We start from the raw sequence: 20,389 nt of genomic DNA, 5'->3' as shown, positions 1-20,389 counted from the left end.
CTATTGTGTGCGGCCCCCTCCCGCCCCCCCCCCACCCCGGGGGCGGCGCCGGCGCGGGGGCCGCACCCGCCCCGCCCGCGACACTGCCCCGGCTCGCACCCGAAAAGCTGCCGGAGGCAGTGGCTTTCGCCCGGCGCGCGGTGTGCGGGCTGCTCGCGGCCCGGCCGAAACTCGTGCATCAGATGCCCACCACCGAAACCCGCAGGGGCGGTGCCTGGCCGTCGCCGCGCAGCTGGGAGATGACCCTGCGGCTGATCGCCTTCGCGACCGCGGCGGACGCGAGTCGCGATGTGCTGTCGGTACTGGTCCGGGGCACGGTCGGCGACGGTCCCGGCTTCGAGTTGCTGACCAGCATCGACCGGATGGATCTGCCCGACCCGGAGGTGCTGCTCGCCGATCCGGACGCCGCTGAGCTGCCCGAGCGGGGAGATCTGCGCCAAGCCGCGCTCGACGCCGTCGTGGCCGCCGTCCGCAAGCGCCCGGAGAAGCCCCGCTGGGACGCGGCGTGGGAGCTCCTGGTCAAAGCGGTGGAAACCGGAGCCCCGGATCTGGTGGTCGTTCCCGCGACCACCCTCGCCACCTTGCGGCGGGACAACTGGCAGGTTCCGGCATCGATCGAACAACTCGCCGCCATGGTGTCGGTGTCCCAGCGCGCCGATCGCGCCGCGGCCCGCGTCGCCGAGGCTCGCCGATGACGGCGGAGATCGCCGGGCTGGACTACGACAAGCTGTATGCCGCTCGGCTGCAAGCGGTCTCGGCCCGGCCGTACCTGGCGACGGCCCTGTACGCACTGCACATCGTCGAGTCGCGACGGGTGCCGACGATGGCGGTGGACAAGCACTGGCGGTGCTACGTGTCGCCCGCGTTCGTGGACTGCACGCCGGAGGAGGAGCTCGCCTCGGTGCTGGTGCACGAGGTCTCGCATCTGCTGCGCGACCATCACGGGCGCAGCGATCGATACGCCCGCGCGCACGACCTGACCGGGCCCGCGGAGCGCCTGCGGATGAACATCGCGGCGGACGCCGAGATCAATGACGACGTGTTCGGTGCCGGGTTGGTCTGGCCGACAGGGGCGGTCACGCCGGCGACCCTCGGTCTGTCCGCGGGCGAGCTCATGGAGGACTACCTGCGCCAGTTCAGCCTGGGCCACCTCACCCAGGACTTCGCCTGGCTCGACTGCGGCAGCGGCGCGGACGGCCTCGACCGCGCATGGGAACTGGGGCCCGGCGGTGCGGACGGACTCAGCGAACAGGAACGCGCCGCGGTTCGATTCCGGGTGGCGCAGGGCATCGTCGGCCGACCAGGAACCACGCCCCAGGGGTGGCAACGGTGGGCGGAGAAGGCGTTGCACCCGCCGCAGCCGTGGCGGGATCTGCTGGGAGCGGCACTGCGCTCCGCCGCGTCGGCCCCCGGCGTCGGCGCGGACTACACCTACGGCCGCCCGGCGCGCCGCTCGGCCGCGCTGCCCGGTGTGGTGCTCCCGAGCCTGCGCCGCATGCCACCCCGCGTCGCCGTCGTCATCGACACCTCGGCCTCGGTCAGCGATACCGAACTCGGCAGCGCGCTGCTCGAAGTAGCCGCCATCACCCACGCCGTCGGCGGCCGCCGCGACCTCGTCACCGTGTTCTCGTGCGACACCGCGGCCCGCATCGCCGTTCCACTGTGCCGCGCCGAGGGCATGGCATTGATCGGCGGCGGCGGCACCGACCTCCGAACCGGTTTCACCCAAGCCCTCCGCACCCGCCCCGACGTGATCGTCGCCCTGACAGACGGCCAAACCCCCTGGCCGGGAACACGTCCCACCTGCCGCACCGTGGTCGGCTTGTTCCGCCGACAGGACTCGTGGAGCGAAGACAACCCGGACTACGTTCCGGACACCCCGCCCACCTGGGCACGGGTGGTCGACATCGGCTGAGGACCGGATTCCTGATCGTTTCGGCCGGTCGGCGGCCTGGCTCAGCCGCGTTGGGGCGTGACGTATTGCGTGTGGCGCACGTCACAGTTGAGTCGCGATTCGTCCCTTTTGCCTCGAGAGCTTTCCCTAAGCTTGGGTAATTCTTTACTATTGGCGCGACCCTGTGTCTCGGGTCGGTTCTCTTCGAGCAGTGCCGCACTTCCGCCGTTCGCTCGCAGCTCAGCATCAATTGCCAGTGCATGTTCGACCGATGAACCGGGCGCCTGTCCGCCCCGGCGAAGGAGAATGATGACCGACAATGATCCTGGCCCCACCGCGGCGGCGGCGCGCCCGCTGTCGCGTGGTTCGCTGAAACTTGTTCTCCAGCATGATCTTCCGGCATCCGTCGTGGTCTTTCTTGTCGCGTTGCCGTTGTCGCTGGGTGTGGCGCTCGCCTCCGGGGCGCCGGTCGTCGCCGGACTCATCGCCGCGGCTGTCGGCGGTGTGGTCGCCGGGTTGCTAGGCGGTTCGGCGGTGCAGGTCAGCGGGCCGACCGCCAGTCTCGCCGTCGTCGTCGCGGCCGCCGTCCAGCAATTCGGCTGGGCCGCCATGTGTTTCATCACCGTCGGAGCGGGCGTGCTGCAGATCTTGTTCGGGCTCAGCCGGATCGCGCGCGCCGCGCTGGGGATCGCGCCGGTTGTGGTGCACGCCATGCTCGCAGGGATCGGTGTCATCATCGCGCTGCAACAGGTGCATGTGCTCCTCGGCGGGGCCACGGTGAGCTCGCCGTGGGCGAGTATCGCCGCACTCCCGCAGCAGGTGATGTCGGTGCAGAAGGGTGATCTGTTCGTCGGGCTGCTGGTGATCGCCGTGCTGGTCGGATGGCAGTACCTGCCGCGCCGGGTGCGGGTGGTGCCCGGCCCGCTGGTCGCGGTGGTCGTGGCGACGGTGGTCTCGCTGGTGCTGCCGTTGACGGTGGAACGGGTGCGCCTGGACGGCTCGCTCCTCGACGGCATCGGTCTGCCCGCGCTGCCGCACGGTGGCTGGCTGCCGATCGCGCTCACCATGCTCACCGTCGCGCTCATCGCCAGTGTGGAGACCCTGCTCTCGGCCGTCGCGGTCGACAAGATGCGACCCGATCAGCGCACCGACTTCGACCGGGAACTCCTCGGCCAGGGTGCGGCCAACATGGCCTCGGGCGCCCTCGGCGGCCTGCCGATCGCGGCGGTCATCGTGCGCAGCATCACCAACGCCAACGCCGGGGCGCGCAGCAGGGCCGCCACCGTCATGCACGGCTGCTGGGTGCTGGTGTTCGCGATCGCGCTGGTCGGCCTGGTCCGGCAGATCCCGACGGCGGCGCTGGCCGGGCTGCTGGTGCTGATCGGGGTGCAGCTGGTGAAGCTGGCGCACATCAGGCGGGCTCGCCGCACCGGTGACATCTACGTCTACCTCGTCACCGTGGTCGCGGTGGTCTCGCTGAACCTGTTGCAGGGCATGGTGATCGGCCTGATCGCCTCGTTCGCGCTGCTGCTGTGGCGGGTCGTGAAATTCACCATCGCCGCCACGCCGCGCACCGACGGGACCTGGCTGGTGCGCATCGCGGGCACCTGCACCTTCCTGGCCGCGCCCCGGCTCACGGCCGAACTGGCGAAGGTGCCCGCCGGTGTGGACGTGACGGTCGAACTGAGTGTCGACTTCCTCGACCACGCCGCGTGCGAACTGCTCTCCGAATGGGCCGACGCGCGCGAATCCGGCGGCAGCACAGTCGACTTCGTGGAACTCGGCACCGCCCGGATGGCCCGCGCCCACGACGGACCGCCCGAACACGGGCACGCGCGCAAAGCGGTCGACGAGGCCATCCGGCCGTGGCGGCGCAGCGGCGGGGTCGACCCGATCGCGGCGGGGATCGCGGCCTACCACCGCGGGCACGCGCATCTGATGCGGCCGCACCTGGCCGGGCTGCGGCACCGCCCCGACGCCGACACCTTCTTCCTCACCTGCGCCGACGCCCGTGTCGTGCCCAATGTCATCACCAACAGCGGCCCCGGCGACCTGTTCACGGTCCGCAATGTCGGCAATCTGGTGCCGGTCGGCGGCAGTGACGTCTCGGTGGAGGCCGCGCTGATCTACGCGCTCGACAAGCTCGATGTGCGCTCGGTGGTGGTGTGCGGACACAGTGGCTGCGGCGCGATGGAAGCGCTGTACGCGCAGGTGCAGGCCGGTCCTGGACTCGACGACTGGCTGGCCAACGCCCAGCCGACGCTGGCGGCGTTCCACAGCGGTCATCCCGTCGCCGAGGCGGCCCGGCTGGCCGGCTTCGGCCCGATCGACCAGCTGGGCATGGTGAATGTGGCCAGGCAGGTACAGACGCTGATCGACTACCCGGCGGTGCGCAGCGGCATCGTGGAGCGCGGCGTCGCGGTGTCGGGGCTGTTCTTCGACCTGGCGACCGCGCGGGTGATCGAGGTCACCGTCGACGGTATCGCCGAATTCGACGACACCCGAAGTGATGTCGCGGCCGAGCCGGTGTGAGGCGGATCTGATGTGGCTCACACCACAGCGGGCCTGCGCTTATGGCGACGTCCACTCTTCATGCGGCACACTGGTTTTGCCAAGTCTTTACCAATACTGTGGTGACACCTTGACCCGGTTCGCTGTCGCACCGGGATCTTCCGTGCTTCATCGCTGGCAGCTACTCGACGGTCCGCGGACCGTCCACGACACGTTGATCACCCATCGACTACGGCCGCGCCGAGTCGACGAAGGAGAACCATGTCTGTTGCGAACGACCTAGCTCCACCCGCCGCACCGGCGTCACCGACGCCCGAACCCGCGCCTTCCTACTGGCGCGACACCGTCTTGCGCCACGATCTGCCCGCCTCGATCGTGGTGTTCCTCGTCGCCTTGCCGCTCTCGCTCGGCATCGCGGTCGCCTCCGGCGCTCCGGTCGCGGCGGGCCTCGTCGCCGCCGTGATCGGCGGTATCGTCGCCGGCCTGTTCGGTGGATCGGTGTTGCAGGTCAGCGGCCCCGCCGCGGGCCTGACCGTCGTCGTCGCCGAATCCATCGCCCAATTCGGCTGGCGCGTCACCTGCTTCATCGTCGTCGGCGCCGGGCTGTTGCAGATCCTGTTCGGGCTGAGCAAGATCGCGCGCGCCGCGCTGGCGGTCGCCCCCGTGGTGGTGCACGCGATGCTCGCCGGTATCGGCATCACCATCGCGCTGCAGCAGATCCACGTGCTGCTCGGCGGCTCCTCGCACAGCACCGCCTGGCGCAACCTGATCGAGCTGCCCGGACAGCTGATGTCGCTGCACGGTGGCGACGTGCTCGTCGGCGCACTCGTGATCGCGGTGATGCTCGGCTGGAAGCACATGCCGCCGAAGCTGCGCGCGGTGCCCGGCCCGCTGGTCGCCGTCGTCGCGGCCACCGTGCTCTCGCTAGTCCTGCCGGCCGAGGTCGAGCGCATCGTGCTCAGCGGCTCGCTCTTCGACGCGCTGCAACTGCCCGAACTGCCGTCGGGGAACTGGCCGGCGATCGCGATGATGGTGCTCACCATCGCGCTCATCGCCAGCGTGGAAAGCTTGCTGTCGGCCGTCGCCGTGGACAAGATGCACACCGGCCCGCGGACCGGGTTCGACCGTGAACTGATCGGGCAGGGCTCCGCGAACGTGCTGTCCGGCCTGGTCGGCGGCCTGCCGATCACCGGCGTGATCGTGCGCAGCTCGACGAATGTGGCCGCGGGTGCGCGCAGCAGGGCCTCGGCGGTCATGCACGGCTGCTGGATCCTGCTGTTCTCGGTGGCACTGGTCGGCCTGGTCGAGCAGATCCCGAAGGCGGCGCTGGCCGGGCTGCTCATCGTCATCGGCGTCCAGCTGGTGAAGCTGGCCCACATCCGGCTGGCCCGGCGCACCGGCGACCTGCTGGTGTACCTGGTCACCGTGCTCGGCGTGGTGTTCCTGAACCTGCTCGAAGGCGTGATCATCGGGCTCGGGCTGGCTTTCGGCCTGCTGCTGTGGCGCGTCGTGCGCGTCCAGGTGTCGGCGGTGCCGCTGCCCGACGGTGCGCGCTGGCTGGTCAGTATCGACGGCTCGTGCACCTTCCTCGCCCTGCCGAAACTGTCGGCCGAGCTCGCGAAGGTGCCCGCCGGCGCCGATGTCACCGTGGAGATGACGGTCGACTTCCTCGACCACGCCGCCTTCGAGGCCATCGAATCCTGGCAGCATCAGCAGGAAAGCGGCGGCGGCCGCGTCGATTTCGTGGAGATCGGCAGCGCCAAGATTGCCGACACCACCGGCGCCCCGCCCGCGCGCGGTTTCGGGCGCGCGACCTGGGACGAGCTGCTCGGCCCGTGGCGGCACCAGAAGTCCGGCAGCGACGCGCTCAACGCGGGCGTCGCGGCCTTCCACCGCAGCCACGCTCATGTGGTGCGCCCGCACCTGGACGAGCTGCGCGACCGGCAGGACCCGGATTCCTTCTTCCTCACCTGCTCGGACTCGCGGATCGTGCCCAACGTGATCACCTCGAGCGGCCCCGGTGACCTGTTCACCGTCCGCAATGTGGGCAATCTGGTGCCGACCAGCGGCGACGACTCCGTCGAGGCGGCGCTGGTGTTCGCGCTCGAGGAACTGGCGGTGCGCTCGGTCGTGGTCTGCGGGCACTCCGCCTGCGGCGCGATGAAGGCGGTGCACTCCGGGGCCGACGCCGACGGCGGGCTGAGCTCCTGGCTGCGCCACGCCGAGCCGAGCCTGCACCGGTTCCGGGCCGACCATCCGGTCGCGCGGGCGGCGCGGGCGGCCGGGTTCGACGAGACCGACCAGCTGAGCATGGTCAATGTCGCAGTGCAGCTCGAGACGCTGCATCGCCATCCGGCCGTGCGCCGCGCGGTGGCCGAGCGCGGGGTCGAGGTGTCGGGGCTGTTCTTCGACATCGCGGGCGCGCGGGTGATCGAGGTGACCGTCGACGGTGTGCGCACCATCACCGACCGGGACGAGGTCCCCGTGACGGTGTGAGCGGGGCGTCGGCAGCTCGTAGGCTGGAACGATGATGAGTAAGCCGACCGCCGACACCCACGATGCCCCGGCGGATTCCACCGCCGGGGCATCGGCGGGCAAGCCGGTCTTCGCAGAGCGCTGGCGCGCCTTCCGGGCGAGCATCGAGCACCGCCCTACCCTGAACCTCGGCTACCGCATCGCCGTCGGCGTGTTCGGTGGGCTGGTGCTGCTCGTCGGGATCATCACGATCCCGTACCCGGGGCCCGGCTGGGCGCTGGTGTTCGCGGGGTTCGGCATCCTGGCCACCGAGTTCGTCTGGGCCCATCACACGCTGACGTGGGTGCGCGGCAAGTACCGGATCGTCATGGACTGGTACACCTCGCGCGGGTGGACGATCAAGATCCTCGGCGCGGTGGCCACCTTCGCCCTCGTCGTGGTGACGCTGTGGCTGCTCGGAACCTTCTCGTTGGTGGCAGGGTGGATCGGAGTCGATTGGCCGTGGTTGCGCAGTCCCCTGATGTCGTGAGCATCGTCCCCGGACACCGGCTCACCGATCCCGCGTGGGTCTCGGCCCGGATCGGCGAGATGAGCCGCTCCTGGGGTACCGAGACGCCGCGCGTCGGCGGCACCCTGTGGTGGTGCATGGTCGCCTCCGCCCTGGTCGACCAGATCACCAGCGCCTACGCGGCCGGAACGCCCGCCCCGATCGCCGCGCTCGACGAGCTCGACTGCGAGGTCAGGCCCGACGGGGGAGTCGAGCACGTGCGTTTCCACTCGACCGTCGTCCCGGACGACGCCGCCGAGACTGTCGGCACCGCCCTGCGCGAGACATTGACGGCAGTGATCCTGCAGGTCGCCGCCGTTTCCGGAGCGGGCGTGCCCGCACTCTGGGCCGTCGTCACCGACGCGATCGGCAACCGCGCGCTCGACGCGGGCGACCAGGCGGCCGGCACCAAGCTGGCAGACGAAATCGGCGCCCGCCTGCTCGCCCCCCGGTTCGTCACCGTCGGCGACCGCACCTTCGTCAAACGCCTCTCCTGCTGCCTGGTCTACGAGGTGCCGAGCTGTGCCATGTGCACAAGCTGCCCGAAACGCCCCACTGCCGAGCGCATGGCCCTGCTGGCCCAAGCTTGATCCCACGTAACCGCCGATCTCGCGAGCACATGGGTAACTCACCGGGTACGGGCGAACAGATCGCCAACGTGACCGCCTGCCGCCCGCGAAAGGCGACACCCGTCCAGAGCCTGGCCAATATTCTCGGAGTGGCGGGCCGCCAGTAGGATCGTGCCTGCAACCGGGCGGGGACAGCCTCGCCGGACCAAACGTCAAGGAGAGCATCCCCGTGACCACCTCTGCACCCCTCAGTCCTGTCGCCCTCGTCCGGGTGCCGGCCGGGACTACCGCGGGCGCGGCGGTGCGGGAAGCGGGCCTGCCGACCAAGGGACCGGACACGATCGTGGTGGTCCGCGACGCCGAGGGCGCGCTCAAGGACCTGTCCTGGATCCCCGCCGAAGACGTCGAGGTCGAGCCCGTCGCCGCCGACACCGAGGACGGCCGCAGCGTGATCCGGCACTCGGCCGCGCACGTGCTGGCCCAGGCCGTGCAGCAGGAGTTCCCCGACGCCAAGCTGGGCATCGGCCCGCCGATCAAGGACGGCTTCTACTACGACTTCCGCGTCGACCGTCCCTTCACCCCCGAGGATCTGGCCAAGCTGGAATCCCGGATGAAGAAGATCATCAAAGGCGCGCAGCGCTTTTCGCGTCGCGTCGTGGAGATCGACGAGGCTCGGGTGGAACTGGCCAAGGAGCCGTTCAAGCTCGAGCTGATCAGCGACAAGTCCGGCATCGACGACCCGGAGATCATGGAGGTCGGCGGCAACGAGCTGACCATCTACGACAACCTGGACCCGCGCACCGGCGAGAAGATCTGGGGCGACCTGTGCCGCGGCCCGCACATCCCCACCACCAAGTTCATTCCCGCCTTCAAGCTGACCCGCAGCTCGGCCGCCTACTGGCGCGGTGACCAGGACCGCGAGGACCTGCAGCGCATCTACGGCACCGCCTGGGAGTCGTCCGAGGCGATGGACGAGTACCTGCACCTGCTGGCCGAGGCCGAGCGCCGCGACCACCGCAAGCTGGGGCTCGAGCTGGACCTGTTCAGCTTCCCCGACGAGCTCGGCTCGGGCCTGCCGGTGTTCCACCCCAAGGGCGGCATCATCCGCAAGGAGATGGAGGAGTACTCGCGGCAGCGCCACGTCGACGCGGGCTACGAGTTCGTCAACACCCCGCACATCACCAAGGGGCATCTGTTCGAGGTCTCCGGTCACCTCGACTGGTACAAGGACGGCATGTTCCCGGCCATGCACCTGGACGCCGAACTCAACGAGGACGGCACCGTACGCAAGCCCGGCCAGGACTACTACGTCAAGCCGATGAACTGCCCGATGCACAACCTGATCTTCCGGGCACGTGGCCGCTCCTACCGTGAGCTGCCGCTGCGGCTGTTCGAGTTCGGATCGGTGTACCGCTACGAGAAGTCGGGCGTGGTCCACGGCCTGACCCGCGTGCGTGGCATGACCCAGGACGACGCGCACATCTACTGCACCAAGGAGCAGATGCACGCGGAGCTCACCAGCACGCTGCAGTTCGTCCTCGGACTGCTGAAGGATTACGGTCTCGACGACTTCTACCTCGAGCTGTCCACCAAGGACCCGAAGAAGTTCGTCGGCTCCGACGAGCTGTGGGAAGAGGCGACCGAGACCCTGGCCAAGGTCGCCGAGGCCTCCGGGCTGGATCTCGTGCCCGACCCGGGTGGCGCCGCGTTCTACGGCCCGAAGATCTCCGTGCAGGTCAAGGACGCACTCGGCCGCACCTGGCAGATGTCGACCGTCCAGCTCGACTTCAACCTGCCCGAGCGGTTCAACCTGGAATACACCTCTTCCGACGGCACCAAGCAGCGTCCGGTGATGATCCACCGCGCCCTGTTCGGCTCGATCGAGCGGTTCTTCGGCGTGCTCACCGAGCACTACGCCGGTGCGTTCCCGGCCTGGCTCGCGCCGGTGCAGGTCGTCGGTATCCCGGTCGCGGAAAACTTTGCCCCGCACCTGGATTCGGTGATCGAGCGGCTGCAGGACGCGGGCGTGCGCGCCCAGGTCGACCGCAGCGACGACCGGATGCAGAAGAAGATCTTCAACCAGACCGCGCAGAAGGTGCCGTTCATGCTGCTGGCCGGCGCGCGCGATGTGGAGGCGGGCGCGGTGAGCTTCCGGTTCCGCGACGGCAGCCAGGTCAACGGCGTGCCGGTCGACGACGCGGTCGCCACGATCCTGAGCTGGGTCGGCAACCGCGAGAACGCCTCGCCCACCGCCGAGGGGTTCGAGGTCGTCGGCGCGAAGGCGTCCTCATGAGCGAGAGCATCGCCTCGGAGGCCGGTTCGATCGTCGACGCCGGGGCGGGGCAGCCGGATCGGCTGCAGCGGCTGTGGACGCCGTACCGGATGTCCTACATCACCGGCGAGATCAAGCCCAAGGACGCCACCGGGCACCCGTTCACCGACATCCCGAAGATGTCCGACGAGGACGGGTTGATCGTCGCGCGCGGTGAACACGTCTACGCGGTGCTCAACTTGTACCCGTACAACCCGGGGCACATGATGGTGGTGCCGTACCGCCGGGTCGCCGACCTGGAGGACCTGACGCCTGCCGAGAGCGCGGAGCTGATGGCCTTCACGCAGCAAGCCATCCAGGTGATGAAGCGGGTCTCGCGGCCCGCCGGATTCAACGTCGGTCTCAATCTCGGTGGGGTGGCCGGTGGTTCGCTCGCCGACCACCTGCACCAGCACATCGTCCCGCGCTGGGGCGGGGACGCGAATTTCATCACCGTGGTCGGCGGGGTGAAGGTGATGCCGCAGCTGTTGCGCGAGACGCGGCAGCTGCTGGCGGAGGCATGGGAGGCGCACACCGCAGCCGATCGGGTGCGGGTGTCCCGCGGGTCGCAGGAGGAATAACAACCGTGCTCAGCTTCTTCGGCCGCCAGACGTTTGCGAAAGCGACTGCGCCGCTGGGCAAAGCGCTCGTCGGTACCGGGCTCACCCCGGACGCGATGACACTGATCGGCACCACCGCGACGATCGCGGCCGCGGTGACGCTGTTTCCCTCCGGGCACCTGTTCTGGGGAACGATGGTCATCTGGCTGTTCGTCATGTTCGACATGCTCGACGGCGCGATGGCGCGGGCCCGCGGCGGCGGCACGAAGTACGGCGCGGTCCTCGACGCCACCTGTGACCGGGTGGCCGACGGCGCGATCTTCGGCGGCCTGGCCTGGTGGGCGGTCTACCACGAGCACAGCAAGCAGCTGTTCGCGGCGACGCTGGTCGTGCTGGTCACCTCGCAGGTGATCTCGTACGCGAAGGCGCGCGCCGAGGCCAGCGGCCTGTCCGCCGACGGCGGGCTGATCGAACGCCCGGACCGGCTCGTCATCGTGCTGGTCGGCGCCGGGCTCACCGGCATCGGCGGGCACTGGGACATCGAGTGGCTCACCTGGGCCGTGTACGTGGCGATGTGGGCGCTGGCGGTGCTGAGCATCGTCACCGTGTTCCAGCGGGTGCTCGCGGTCCGCAATTCGCCGGGCGCGCGGACCGTGATCCCGGCGGCCCCGCAGCAGCCGGACGCGGCCGGAGGTGCGGCGTCGTGAGCCTCACCGAACGGTTGAGCGACTGGGGGTACGCCGCGGGCTGGCGGATCGTGCGTTCGGCGCCGGAAGGCCTGGTGCGCAAGGTATTCGATCTGGGCGCCGACCGTGCCGTGAAGAATGGCGGGCCGGAGCAGTTGCGGCGCAACCTCGCCCGGGTGCTCGGGGTGACCCCGGAGCAGGTGCCCGCGGATCTGATGCGCGCGAGCATGCGCTCCTACGCCAGGTATTGGCGTGAGGCGTTCCGGCTGCCGAGCATGGACCACAGCACCGTCGACTATTACGTCGACGGACTCGAACACCTCGACGCGGCCCTGAAGCGGGGCCGCGGCGTCGTCTTCGTGCTGCCGCACTCAGGGAACTGGGACATGGCCGGTGTGTGGCTGGTGCAGCACTACGGCACCTTCACCACGGTGGTCGAACGGCTGAAACCGGAGTCGCTGTTCGAGCGGTTCGTCGCCTACCGGGAAAGCCTCGGCTTCGAGGTGTTCCCGTTGACCGGCGGTGAGCAGCCGCCGTTCAAGCAGCTCGCGGACCGGTTGCGGCAGAACCGGATCGTGTGCCTGATGGGCGAGCGCGACCTCACCGGCAAGGGCGTGCCCGTCGACTTCTTCGGCGAGCGCACCTGGATGCCCGCGGGCGCGGCCAAGCTGGCCATCGAGACCGGCGCCGCCCTGATCCCGGTGCACGCCTGGTTCACCACCGAGGCCGACGGCACCGAGGGCTGGGGTCTGAAAACCTGTTCGCCGGTAGATGTCTCCGGTGGCGTTGCCGCCGCGACGCAGGCACTGGCCGACGTGTTCGCCACCAATATCGCCGCGCACCCGGCCGACTGGCACATGCTGCAGCCGCAGTGGGCGGCCGACCTCTCGCCGGAACGGCTGGCGCGGATCACGGCGAACCAGGGAGGTGGCGCGCGGTGAAGATCGGCATGGTGTGCCCGTACTCGTTCGACGTTCCCGGCGGTGTGCAGGCCCATGTGGTCGAACTGGCCAGGGTCTTCCTCGAACGTGGCCACAAGGTGAGCGTGCTCGCGCCCGCCTCCGACGACACCCCGCTGCCCGATTTCGTGGTGTCGGCCGGGCGCGCGGTGGCGATTCCGTACAACGGATCGGTGGCGCGGCTGTCGTTCGGCCCGATGGCCTACACCAGGATCCGGCGCTGGATCGACAGCAACGACTTCGACGTGCTGCACATCCACGAACCCAACGCCCCGAGCCTGTCCATGCTGGCGCTCAAGATCGCCGAGGGCCCGATCGTCGCGACCTTCCACACCTCGACCACGAAGTCGTTGGTGCTGAGCACCTTTCAGGGTGTGCTGCGGCCGTACCACGAGAAGATCAACGGCCGGATCGCCGTGTCGGAGCTGGCCAGGCGCTGGCAGGTCGAGGCGCTCGGTTCGGACGCGGTGGAGATCCCCAACGGCGTCGACGTCTCCGCGTTCGCCCGCGGTCCGCTGCTCGACGGGTACCCGCGCGGGGGCAAGACGGTGCTGTTCCTCGGCCGCTACGACGAACCGCGCAAGGGTATGGACGTGCTGCTCGGCGCGCTGCCCACGCTCACCGAACGCCATCCCGGCGTGCAGATCCTCATCGTCGGCCGCGGTGACGAGGACCGGCTGCGCCGCGAGGCGGGCGAGCACGCCGGGCATCTGCGCTTCCTCGGCCAGGTCTCCGACGCGGAGAAGGCCGCCGCGATGCGCAGCGCCGATGTGTACGTCGCGCCGAATCTGGGCGGCGAGAGTTTCGGCATCATCCTGATCGAGGCGATGGCCGCGGGCACGCCGGTGGTGGCCAGCGAGCTCGACGCGTTCCGGCGCGTGCTGCGCGACGGGACCGCGGGCATGCTCACCCCGGTCGGTGACTCCGCCGCCCTGGCCACCGCGATCGACACCGTCCTCACCGACGACACGGCCCGCGAGCGGCTGGTGCGCACCGGCACCCAGGTGGTCGCCGGCTACGACTGGCCGGTGGTGGCCGAGCAGATCCTGCGGGTGTACGAGACCGTCACCGTCGGCGACAACAGGGTCAGGGCCGCCGGATGATCACTTTCTCCGCGACAACGGTCCTCGTTCTCGGGCTGATCGCGCTGCTCGTGCTCGCCCTCGGCGTCTGGGCCTATTCGACGGCCAACCGGCTCGACCGGCTGCACGTGCGCTCCGACCAGTCCTGGCAGGCCCTCGACGCCGCGCTGGCCCGGCGTGCCGTGGTGGCGCGCGCGGTGGCGATGGCCATCGCCGGTCCGGTGAGCACCGATCCGCGCCGCGCCGACCGGGCCGTCCAGCTCGCGGCACTGGCCGACCGTGCCGAACGCGCCGATCGGGGTGACCGCGAGACGATCGAGAACCAGCTCTCGGCGGCGCTGTCGCTGGTCGATATCGACCAGCTGCGACCCCAGCTCGTGGCCGAGCTCGCCGACGCCGAGGCCAGGGTGCTGATCGCACGCCGCTTCCACAACGACGCCGTGCGCGACACCCTCGCGCTGCGGACCCGGCGGCCCGTGCGGGTGCTGCACCTCGGCGGTACCGCACCGCTGCCGCACTACTTCGAAATCACCGAACGGGCCACGCCCGCCGCGGCCACCGGCCTCGAGGTGGATACCACCCGCACCTCGGCGCGCGTGGTGCTGCTCGACGAGCAGGACCGGGTGCTGCTGCTGCGCGGCCACGATCCGATGCTGCCCGAGGAGGCGTTCTGGTTCACCGTCGGCGGCGGGGTCGAGCCGGGGGAGAGCCTGCGCGACGCGGCGGTGCGCGAGATCCACGAGGAGACCGGTCAGCGGGTCGATCCGGCGGCGCTGCGCGGTCCGCTGTGGCGCCGGGTCGCGGTGTTCCCGTTCAACGGTGAACTCATCCGCTCCGAGGAACTGTTCTTCACCCTGCGCGCCCCGCGCTTCGAATGGCGCCCGGCCGCGCTGAACGCGCTGGAGCGTCGCACCATCACCGACCACCGCTGGTGCACTCCCGCCGATATCCGCGCCCTCGACGACAAGGGCGAAGCGGTGTACCCGTATCACCTCGACGAACTGCTCGCCGAGGCCGTGATCGTGGCGGCGGACGATACCGAACACGTGGTGCGCTCGATCCGCTGACCTGCGGTCGACCCCGTCGGGGCTGAGACGCGGGCCACTCGAGCAGGCCAGCGGTGGCCGGGACGCGCATCGTCGCTGGTCGTGGCAAGGCCAGTGGACCCCAACTGGCTATGAAGATCGATTTCGGGCGGCTCTAGAATCGACGGTGTCCATAACGAGCGACCTGATTGGCGCACATGACACAGGAGACAGCCGTGACTACGCCTGAGACCACCAACACTGTCGGCACCGCCCGCGTGAAGCGCGGCATGGCCGAGATGCTCAAGGGCGGCGTGATCATGGACGTGGTCACCCCGGAGCAGGCCAAGATCGCCGAGGACGCCGGCGCGGTGGCCGTCATGGCGCTCGAGCGGGTTCCGGCCGACATCCGCGCCCAGGGCGGCGTCTCCCGGATGAGCGACCCGGACATGATCGACGGCATCATCTCCGCCGTGTCCATCCCCGTGATGGCCAAGGCCCGCATCGGCCACTTCGTGGAGGCGCAGATCCTGCAGAGCCTCGGCGTCGACTACATCGACGAGTCCGAGGTCCTCACCCCCGCCGACTACGCCAACCACATCGACAAGTGGAACTTCACCGTCCCCTTCGTCTGTGGCGCCACCAACCTGGGTGAGGCCCTGCGCCGCATCACCGAGGGCGCTGCGATGATCCGCTCCAAGGGCGAGGCGGGCACCGGCGACGTGTCCAACGCGACCACCCACATGCGCACCATCCGCGCCGAGATCCGCCGCCTGACCTCGCTGTCCGAGGACGAGCTGTTCGTGGCCGCCAAGGAACTGCAGGCGCCGTACGAGCTGGTCCGTGAGGTCGCCCAGACCGGCAAGCTGCCCGTCGTCATGTTCACCGCCGGTGGCATCGCCACCCCGGCCGACGCCGCGATGATGATGCAGCTCGGCGCCGAGGGCGTGTTCGTCGGCTCCGGCATCTTCAAGTCCGGCAACCCCGAGCAGCGCGCCGCCGCCATCGTGAAGGCCACCACCTTCTACGACGACCCGGACGTGCTGGCCAAGGTCTCGCGCGGCCTGGGTGAGGCCATGGTCGGCATCAATGTCGAGGAGATCCCGCAGCCGCACCGCCTCGCCGAGCGCGGCTGGTGACCTGATAGCCTCCTGATCGGCGGGGGGGCCCCCCCCGTGTCGGGGGGCGCCGCGTGAGTGTGTGGGCCCGCGGGGGCGCCGCGGGGGGGCGGCGCTTTGGGTCTTATTCTGTGCGGGCCCCCCCCCCGCGCCCCCCCGCGCGGCGGGGGGGGGGGGGACCCTCTCCCTCGCGGGGGGGGGGGCCCCCCCCACCTTCGCGGGGGGCCCCCCGTCTTTCGTTGCTGCCCAGCGGTCTCCGCGGCGGCGCGGCCCTGGGACTGTTCCCAGGTGGGCGTACCGTACAGTCGGTCTGTGACCGCGCTCGACTTCTTCTTGCTGGTTGTCGCGGGATTCTTCACCGGCCTGGTGGGGTTCGTCACCGGGATGGCCTCGATCGTCTCCTATCCGGCGCTGTTGGCTGTCGGATTGCCGCCGGTCGCGGCCAATGTCACCAATACGGTCGCGATGGTGGCCGTCGGTGTCGGCGCCACCGCGAACTCGGGGCGCGAACTCACCGGGCGTGGCGCCACGCTGGTGCGCTGGGCGGTGCTCTCGGCGATCGGTGGGCTGCTCGGTGCGCTCGCGCTGCTGGTGGCGCCCGCCGGTGCGTTCGAGCTCGTCGTTCCGTTCCTGGTGGCCGCCGCCTCGATCGCGCTGCTGGTGCAGCCGCTGGTGCGCCGGCATGTGGGCGAGCTGAACGCACCGTGGATCGTGCCCGCCGGGATCGTGCTCATCTCCGTCTACGGCGGGTACTTCGGCGCCGGTGCCGGCGTGATCTACCTGTCGATGATGCTGCTGTGTACCTCCGAATCGCTGTGGAGCGCATCGGTTCTCAAGAGTTTCCTGCTCGGCATCGCGAATCTGGTCGCCGCGGTCGGCTTCGCGGCGTTCGGTCCGGTGCACTGGTGGGCGGCGCTGGCGCTGGCACTGGGCGCGCTGGCGGGCGGATGGTGTGGGCCGCCGGTGGTCAAGGTGATTCCGCCGAATCTGCTGCGGGTGAGCGTCGGTGTCGCGGGCCTCGGCCTGGCCGTCTACCTGGCTCGCTGACCCGTCGGGTCCGATCGAGATGTGACCGGTACGTGTTCGCCCACTGGCGACTGTGCGCGTCCGTACCGTGGAGACGGTGCACCACACGGATGTTGAAATCGCTATCCACGCAACAGAAGTCGCTTCGGACGTAATCCGGTCCGCGTTTCACGGACCACTCACCCGGTACGAAAAAGTTGGCGATGATTTCGCCACCCAGGCCGATCTGGCCGCGGAGAAAGCCATCCTCGATGTGCTGACCGCCGCCTGTCCCGGCGACCGCTTCCTGGCCGAGGAATCGGGAGTCAGCGGGGCGGTACGCCGCGACCGCACCTGGATGATCGATCCCCTCTGCGGCACTCGCAATTTCGCTGTCGGCACGCCGTCCGTCGCGGTGAACGTGGCCCTGCGGACCGGCTCCACCGTCACCGCCGCCGCGGTCGGAGCTCCCTTCGCCGACGAGGTGTTCTGGACAGCCGGTCAGGGCGCCCACCTACGTGCCGACGGACACGATCAACCGCTGCTACCCCAGGCCGAGAGCCACCTCGTCGACGTCGATCTCGACCACCCCTTTCCCTGGTCGAGCCCCGCGAGCCTGTTCGACGCCCCCGGATTCGCCCGGGAATTCCACCCCCGCGTCCTGTCCACCTCGCTGGCCCTGGCCTGGGTCGCGGCCGGGCGCCGCGCCGCTTACATCACCGGTGGAGATCTGCGCGACAGCGTGCATTTCGCCAGCGCCATCGCCGTCTGCCAGGCCGCGGGCTGCGTGGTCACCAACCTGGCCGGACAACCCCTGCACACCGAACCACACGGGCTGATCGCCGCCGCCGATCCGGAAACCCACTCCCGCCTCGTCGCCGCGATCGCCGCCCTGCGCTGATTCGCCAGGCCGTGTGACGATGGGCGGGTGAGCACAGACGTCGACTTCCACGGCACCTTCGAAGTGCATCTGACCGTCCGCGCCGACGACGCGGAAACCCTGGCGGCCGCCGAGGCTTTCGCGGTGCGCCGGGAGATGAAGTTCACCCACATCGTCCTCGCCCGCGGCCGTATCGCCGATCAGCCGATGCTCACGCTGCGCCGGACCGGTGACCTCGCACCGGTGGCCGAGGCGGCCGCGGCGGCGGCACGGGAACTAGCAGCCGCCGGACTTCCGGTGATCCGGACCAAGATCGAGGTCCACCCGTGGGGGCGGGGTGTGCCGGTGACCGACAAGGAAGGCAGGGCCAGGGGACCGCATCGGTATTTCGAGCATCACCTCAAACTTCTGCTACCCCCGGATACCGCCGTAGCGGCGGTCGTGGCGGCCTGCGCGGGACACAACGCGCACGTCTCGGCCAATGCCAGGCGAACCCGATCCGACGGCCGCGTCGAACGGTTCGTGACGCAGCGGTGCCGCGCGGTCGGCAGGCACACCTCGGGCACCCGATTGCAGCTGCTGGAGCTGGCTCTGCGGGAGCACGGCTACGAGGTGCTGTCGCGGGAGCACGAATACGTCGTCTACGACAGCGACGAATCGGTGGACGACGGCTGGCTGGACGGGGACCTGCCACCGGCGGAGCCGATCCCGTGGGAGCACTTCCGGCTCGGACCGTGGCTGGGTGAGCAGCAGTGGGTACCCGGTCATGCGCCGCCGACGGCCGAAGGATTCCCGCCGACGCTGGTTCCGGTGGTCGGCGACGGAGTCCGGCAGCGGCCGGTCTTCGACCCCTCGGTGCAGGATCGCCAGTACGGGATGCGGTTGAGCGAGCCGTATTTCGACGATCCGGCGGTCGCCGAGAGCTGGCGCGCCGCGCGTCGCGCCGCGCTCGACCACGTGCTGGCCGCGGTCGCGGGCACCGCATGGGCCCAGCAGTTGATGGTGCGCGGCAGCGTGCTCCTGCGCGCCTGGTACGGCGCCGAAGCGCGGGAACCGGGCGACCTGGATTTCGTTGTGCTGACACCGGATTGGACGCTGCACGACGAGCGGACCGCGGCTATGTTCGACGAACTCGCCGCGGCGGCGCAGCTGACCTCGGCGCGGTCCGGTGGGATCGTCCGGATCGAGGCCGACGGGGCGGTCGCCGACGAGATCTGGACCTATTGCCGCGTACCCGGCCGCCGGCTCGTCCTGCCATGGCACACCACCGAGGCCGCGATCCCAGGCGGCACCGTCCAGCTGGACTTCGTGTTCGGTGAAGATCTGCCCGAGCCGCCGGTGCGCACCGAAGTCGCCCGGATCGGCACCGAAGGCCCTGGCGCGCTGCTGTACACGGCGAGCCCGCGACTGTCGCTGGCCTGGAAACTGCTCTGGCTGGCGAGCGACACCTACCCCGAGGGCAAAGACCTTTTCGACGCGGTGCTGCTGGCCGAACGCGCCGAACTGCCATTCGAGCTGTTCCGCGCCGTGATCGCGCCGCACGCGCACGAACGCAGGCCGGTCGTGGACTTCCTCGACGTGGCGCATTGGGCCGCGAAGGCCGACTGGACAGAATTCGCCAAGGATCATCCCGGGGTGGCCGACGATCACGACACCTTTGTCTGGCGTCTGCTCACCGCACTCACCCGAACCGGCCGGGGCGATCTGGCCGCCGCCTACGACCGGTACGCGGTCGATGTCGCCACCTGGGCCGACCGCCTGCGCGGCGTGTACACCGACCGCGGGCTGACCGCTCTGGCCGCGGAGATGGACCGGCGTCCTCGGCCCACGCTGTTTCGCCTGGTCGTGCTGCGTGAGGTCATCGGTCGGGACCACTGCTCGCTCACCGACGCCGCGGATCTGCTGGCGCGGTTGCCGATTCCCGAGGAATGCGAGCTGCCGACCCGCGTCGACCCTCACGTGATCGCCGCCGCATTGTCGGCCGCGCCCGCATGATCGGACCACCCCTCTCACAGACCACCGCGACCCCCTTCTCAGAGTTTCCTCACCATCGCTGGGTAGCGTCCGGGGCCGTGGCATCGAGGCCTGCGTCGTATGGCGCTGGTTCGTGCCGTCGCCCGGCAGGGCGGAGACGACCCGACGTAAGGACGAGTGGATGAAGTTTGGTAGGACCGGACGTATCGCGATTGCGGGCCTGGCTGTGGTTGCGGCCCTCGGGCTGAGCGCATGCAGCGACGACAAGGGTGACAAGCCCGCCGCGAAAACCACCACCAGCGCCAAGGTTTCGACCTCGGCCGCCGCGAGCCTGCCCGCGGTGCCGACCGTCGAGGAGCTCAACGCGCAGCTGAACACCGCGCTGGATCCCTCGATCCCGAACGAGCAGAAGCTGGACTTCGTACAGGGTGGCGCTGCCGATCCCGAGCTGCCGAACCGGTTGGCGCAGGCTGCCAAGGACGCCAATGTCCAGGTGCAGGTCACCGAGGTGACCTCGTTCGGTGAAAGTGTCAATGCCAAGGCCAACTTCACGCTCAACGGTCAGACCAATGTGGTGGATGTGCCGTTCGTGGCCGAGGACGGCAAGTGGAAGGTCCAGAAGTCGTGGGCCTGCGGCATGCTGACCAACCTGGGTCAGCAGTCGGTCGCCTGCGCCTGAGTTTTTGGAGCGCTGGCGCGCTCGAGTTCGCTGTGTTTGTTGGAGCGCTGGCGCGCTCGAGGTCGCGGCCCCTTGTGTCCCGCCGGTCAGGCACCGTTGCTTGCTCCTATGTCG

Annotated in this window: 16 protein-coding genes and 1 pseudogene; all 17 read left to right on the top strand. The window is 69.8% G+C overall.

From position 1 onward, the window contains the following. Positions 1-695: pseudogene (locus ACFWPJ_RS05495) on the top strand (hypothetical protein); the annotation flags it as partial. Then, a complete protein-coding gene (locus ACFWPJ_RS05490) occupies positions 692-1,915 on the top strand; it encodes a VWA-like domain-containing protein (RefSeq protein ID WP_378847511.1) in 1,224 nt (407 codons plus the stop codon). The pseudogene ACFWPJ_RS05495 and the gene ACFWPJ_RS05490, both read left to right, overlap by 4 nt. A gap of 285 nt (positions 1,916-2,200) precedes the next feature. Further along, complete coding sequence (locus ACFWPJ_RS05485) at positions 2,201-4,426, top strand: SulP family inorganic anion transporter (RefSeq protein WP_378847508.1); 2,226 nt, start codon at positions 2,201-2,203, stop codon at positions 4,424-4,426. Between the two features lie 240 nt (positions 4,427-4,666). Beyond that, on the top strand, positions 4,667-6,901 hold the full coding sequence (locus ACFWPJ_RS05480; protein ID WP_378847505.1) for a SulP family inorganic anion transporter: 2,235 nt from the start codon (positions 4,667-4,669) through the stop codon (positions 6,899-6,901). Between the two features lie 31 nt (positions 6,902-6,932). Then, positions 6,933-7,409, top strand: coding sequence for a TIGR02611 family protein (locus ACFWPJ_RS05475; RefSeq protein ID WP_378847502.1), 477 nt, complete (start codon positions 6,933-6,935; stop codon positions 7,407-7,409). Continuing rightward, positions 7,406-8,017: a (2Fe-2S)-binding protein gene (locus tag ACFWPJ_RS05470; protein WP_378847499.1), complete on the top strand. Its 612-nt coding sequence runs from the start codon at positions 7,406-7,408 to the stop codon at positions 8,015-8,017. The genes ACFWPJ_RS05475 and ACFWPJ_RS05470 overlap by 4 nt, the downstream gene beginning before the upstream one ends. 208 nt (positions 8,018-8,225) lie before the next feature. Next, a complete protein-coding gene (gene thrS, locus ACFWPJ_RS05465; protein WP_378847497.1) occupies positions 8,226-10,289 on the top strand; it encodes a threonine--tRNA ligase in 2,064 nt (687 codons plus the stop codon). Beyond that, complete coding sequence (locus ACFWPJ_RS05460) at positions 10,286-10,888, top strand: HIT family protein (RefSeq protein WP_378847494.1); 603 nt, start codon at positions 10,286-10,288, stop codon at positions 10,886-10,888. Before thrS ends, ACFWPJ_RS05460 begins: the two co-directional genes overlap by 4 nt. 5 nt (positions 10,889-10,893) lie before the next feature. After that, on the top strand, positions 10,894-11,574 hold the full coding sequence (gene pgsA, locus ACFWPJ_RS05455; RefSeq protein ID WP_378847491.1) for a phosphatidylinositol phosphate synthase: 681 nt from the start codon (positions 10,894-10,896) through the stop codon (positions 11,572-11,574). Continuing rightward, positions 11,571-12,494, top strand: coding sequence for a phosphatidylinositol mannoside acyltransferase (locus ACFWPJ_RS05450; protein ID WP_378847488.1), 924 nt, complete (start codon positions 11,571-11,573; stop codon positions 12,492-12,494). Before pgsA ends, ACFWPJ_RS05450 begins: the two co-directional genes overlap by 4 nt. After that, a complete protein-coding gene (locus ACFWPJ_RS05445) occupies positions 12,491-13,615 on the top strand; it encodes a glycosyltransferase family 4 protein (RefSeq protein WP_378847486.1) in 1,125 nt (374 codons plus the stop codon). Before ACFWPJ_RS05450 ends, ACFWPJ_RS05445 begins: the two co-directional genes overlap by 4 nt. Continuing rightward, the gene (locus ACFWPJ_RS05440; protein WP_378847513.1) at positions 13,615-14,661 is read left to right on the top strand and encodes an NUDIX domain-containing protein; all 1,047 of its coding nucleotides are present in this window, start codon (positions 13,615-13,617) and stop codon (positions 14,659-14,661) included. Before ACFWPJ_RS05445 ends, ACFWPJ_RS05440 begins: the two co-directional genes overlap by 1 nt. A 176-nt stretch (positions 14,662-14,837) precedes the next feature. Continuing rightward, positions 14,838-15,758: a pyridoxal 5'-phosphate synthase lyase subunit PdxS gene (gene pdxS / locus ACFWPJ_RS05435; RefSeq protein WP_378847483.1), complete on the top strand. Its 921-nt coding sequence runs from the start codon at positions 14,838-14,840 to the stop codon at positions 15,756-15,758. 291 nt (positions 15,759-16,049) lie between these two features. Continuing rightward, a complete protein-coding gene (locus ACFWPJ_RS05430) occupies positions 16,050-16,784 on the top strand; it encodes a sulfite exporter TauE/SafE family protein (RefSeq protein WP_189023839.1) in 735 nt (244 codons plus the stop codon). A 76-nt stretch (positions 16,785-16,860) separates the two neighbouring features. After that, a complete protein-coding gene (locus tag ACFWPJ_RS05425; protein WP_378847481.1) occupies positions 16,861-17,643 on the top strand; it encodes an inositol monophosphatase family protein in 783 nt (260 codons plus the stop codon). Positions 17,644-17,670: 27 nt separating this feature from the next. Further along, positions 17,671-19,617: a nucleotidyl transferase AbiEii/AbiGii toxin family protein gene (locus ACFWPJ_RS05420; RefSeq protein ID WP_378847478.1), complete on the top strand. Its 1,947-nt coding sequence runs from the start codon at positions 17,671-17,673 to the stop codon at positions 19,615-19,617. Between the two features lie 160 nt (positions 19,618-19,777). Then, positions 19,778-20,275: a hypothetical protein gene (locus ACFWPJ_RS05415; RefSeq protein WP_378847475.1), complete on the top strand. Its 498-nt coding sequence runs from the start codon at positions 19,778-19,780 to the stop codon at positions 20,273-20,275. Positions 20,276-20,389: the final 114 nt, after the last annotated feature.

The organism is Nocardia sp. NPDC058497, from assembly GCF_042720195.1.
Taxonomy (GTDB): Bacteria; Actinomycetota; Actinomycetes; order Mycobacteriales; family Mycobacteriaceae; genus Nocardia.
Note: the sequence above shows the minus strand (reverse complement) of the source record. Positions and strands in the feature narration are given on the sequence as shown.

Bases quoted from the DNA above. Each gene is read 5' to 3' on its own strand.
- ACFWPJ_RS05490 (WP_378847511.1), top strand. From the start codon at position 692: ATGACGGCGGAGATCGCCGGGCTGGACTACGACAAGCTGTATGCCGCT.
- ACFWPJ_RS05485 (WP_378847508.1), top strand. From the start codon at position 2,201: ATGATGACCGACAATGATCCTGGCCCCACCGCGGCGGCGGCGCGCCCG.
- ACFWPJ_RS05480 (WP_378847505.1), top strand. From the start codon at position 4,667: ATGTCTGTTGCGAACGACCTAGCTCCACCCGCCGCACCGGCGTCACCG.
- ACFWPJ_RS05475 (WP_378847502.1), top strand. From the start codon at position 6,933: ATGATGAGTAAGCCGACCGCCGACACCCACGATGCCCCGGCGGATTCC.
- ACFWPJ_RS05460 (WP_378847494.1), top strand. From the start codon at position 10,286: ATGAGCGAGAGCATCGCCTCGGAGGCCGGTTCGATCGTCGACGCCGGG.
- pdxS (WP_378847483.1), top strand. From the start codon at position 14,838: ATGACACAGGAGACAGCCGTGACTACGCCTGAGACCACCAACACTGTC.
- ACFWPJ_RS05415 (WP_378847475.1), top strand. From the start codon at position 19,778: ATGAAGTTTGGTAGGACCGGACGTATCGCGATTGCGGGCCTGGCTGTG.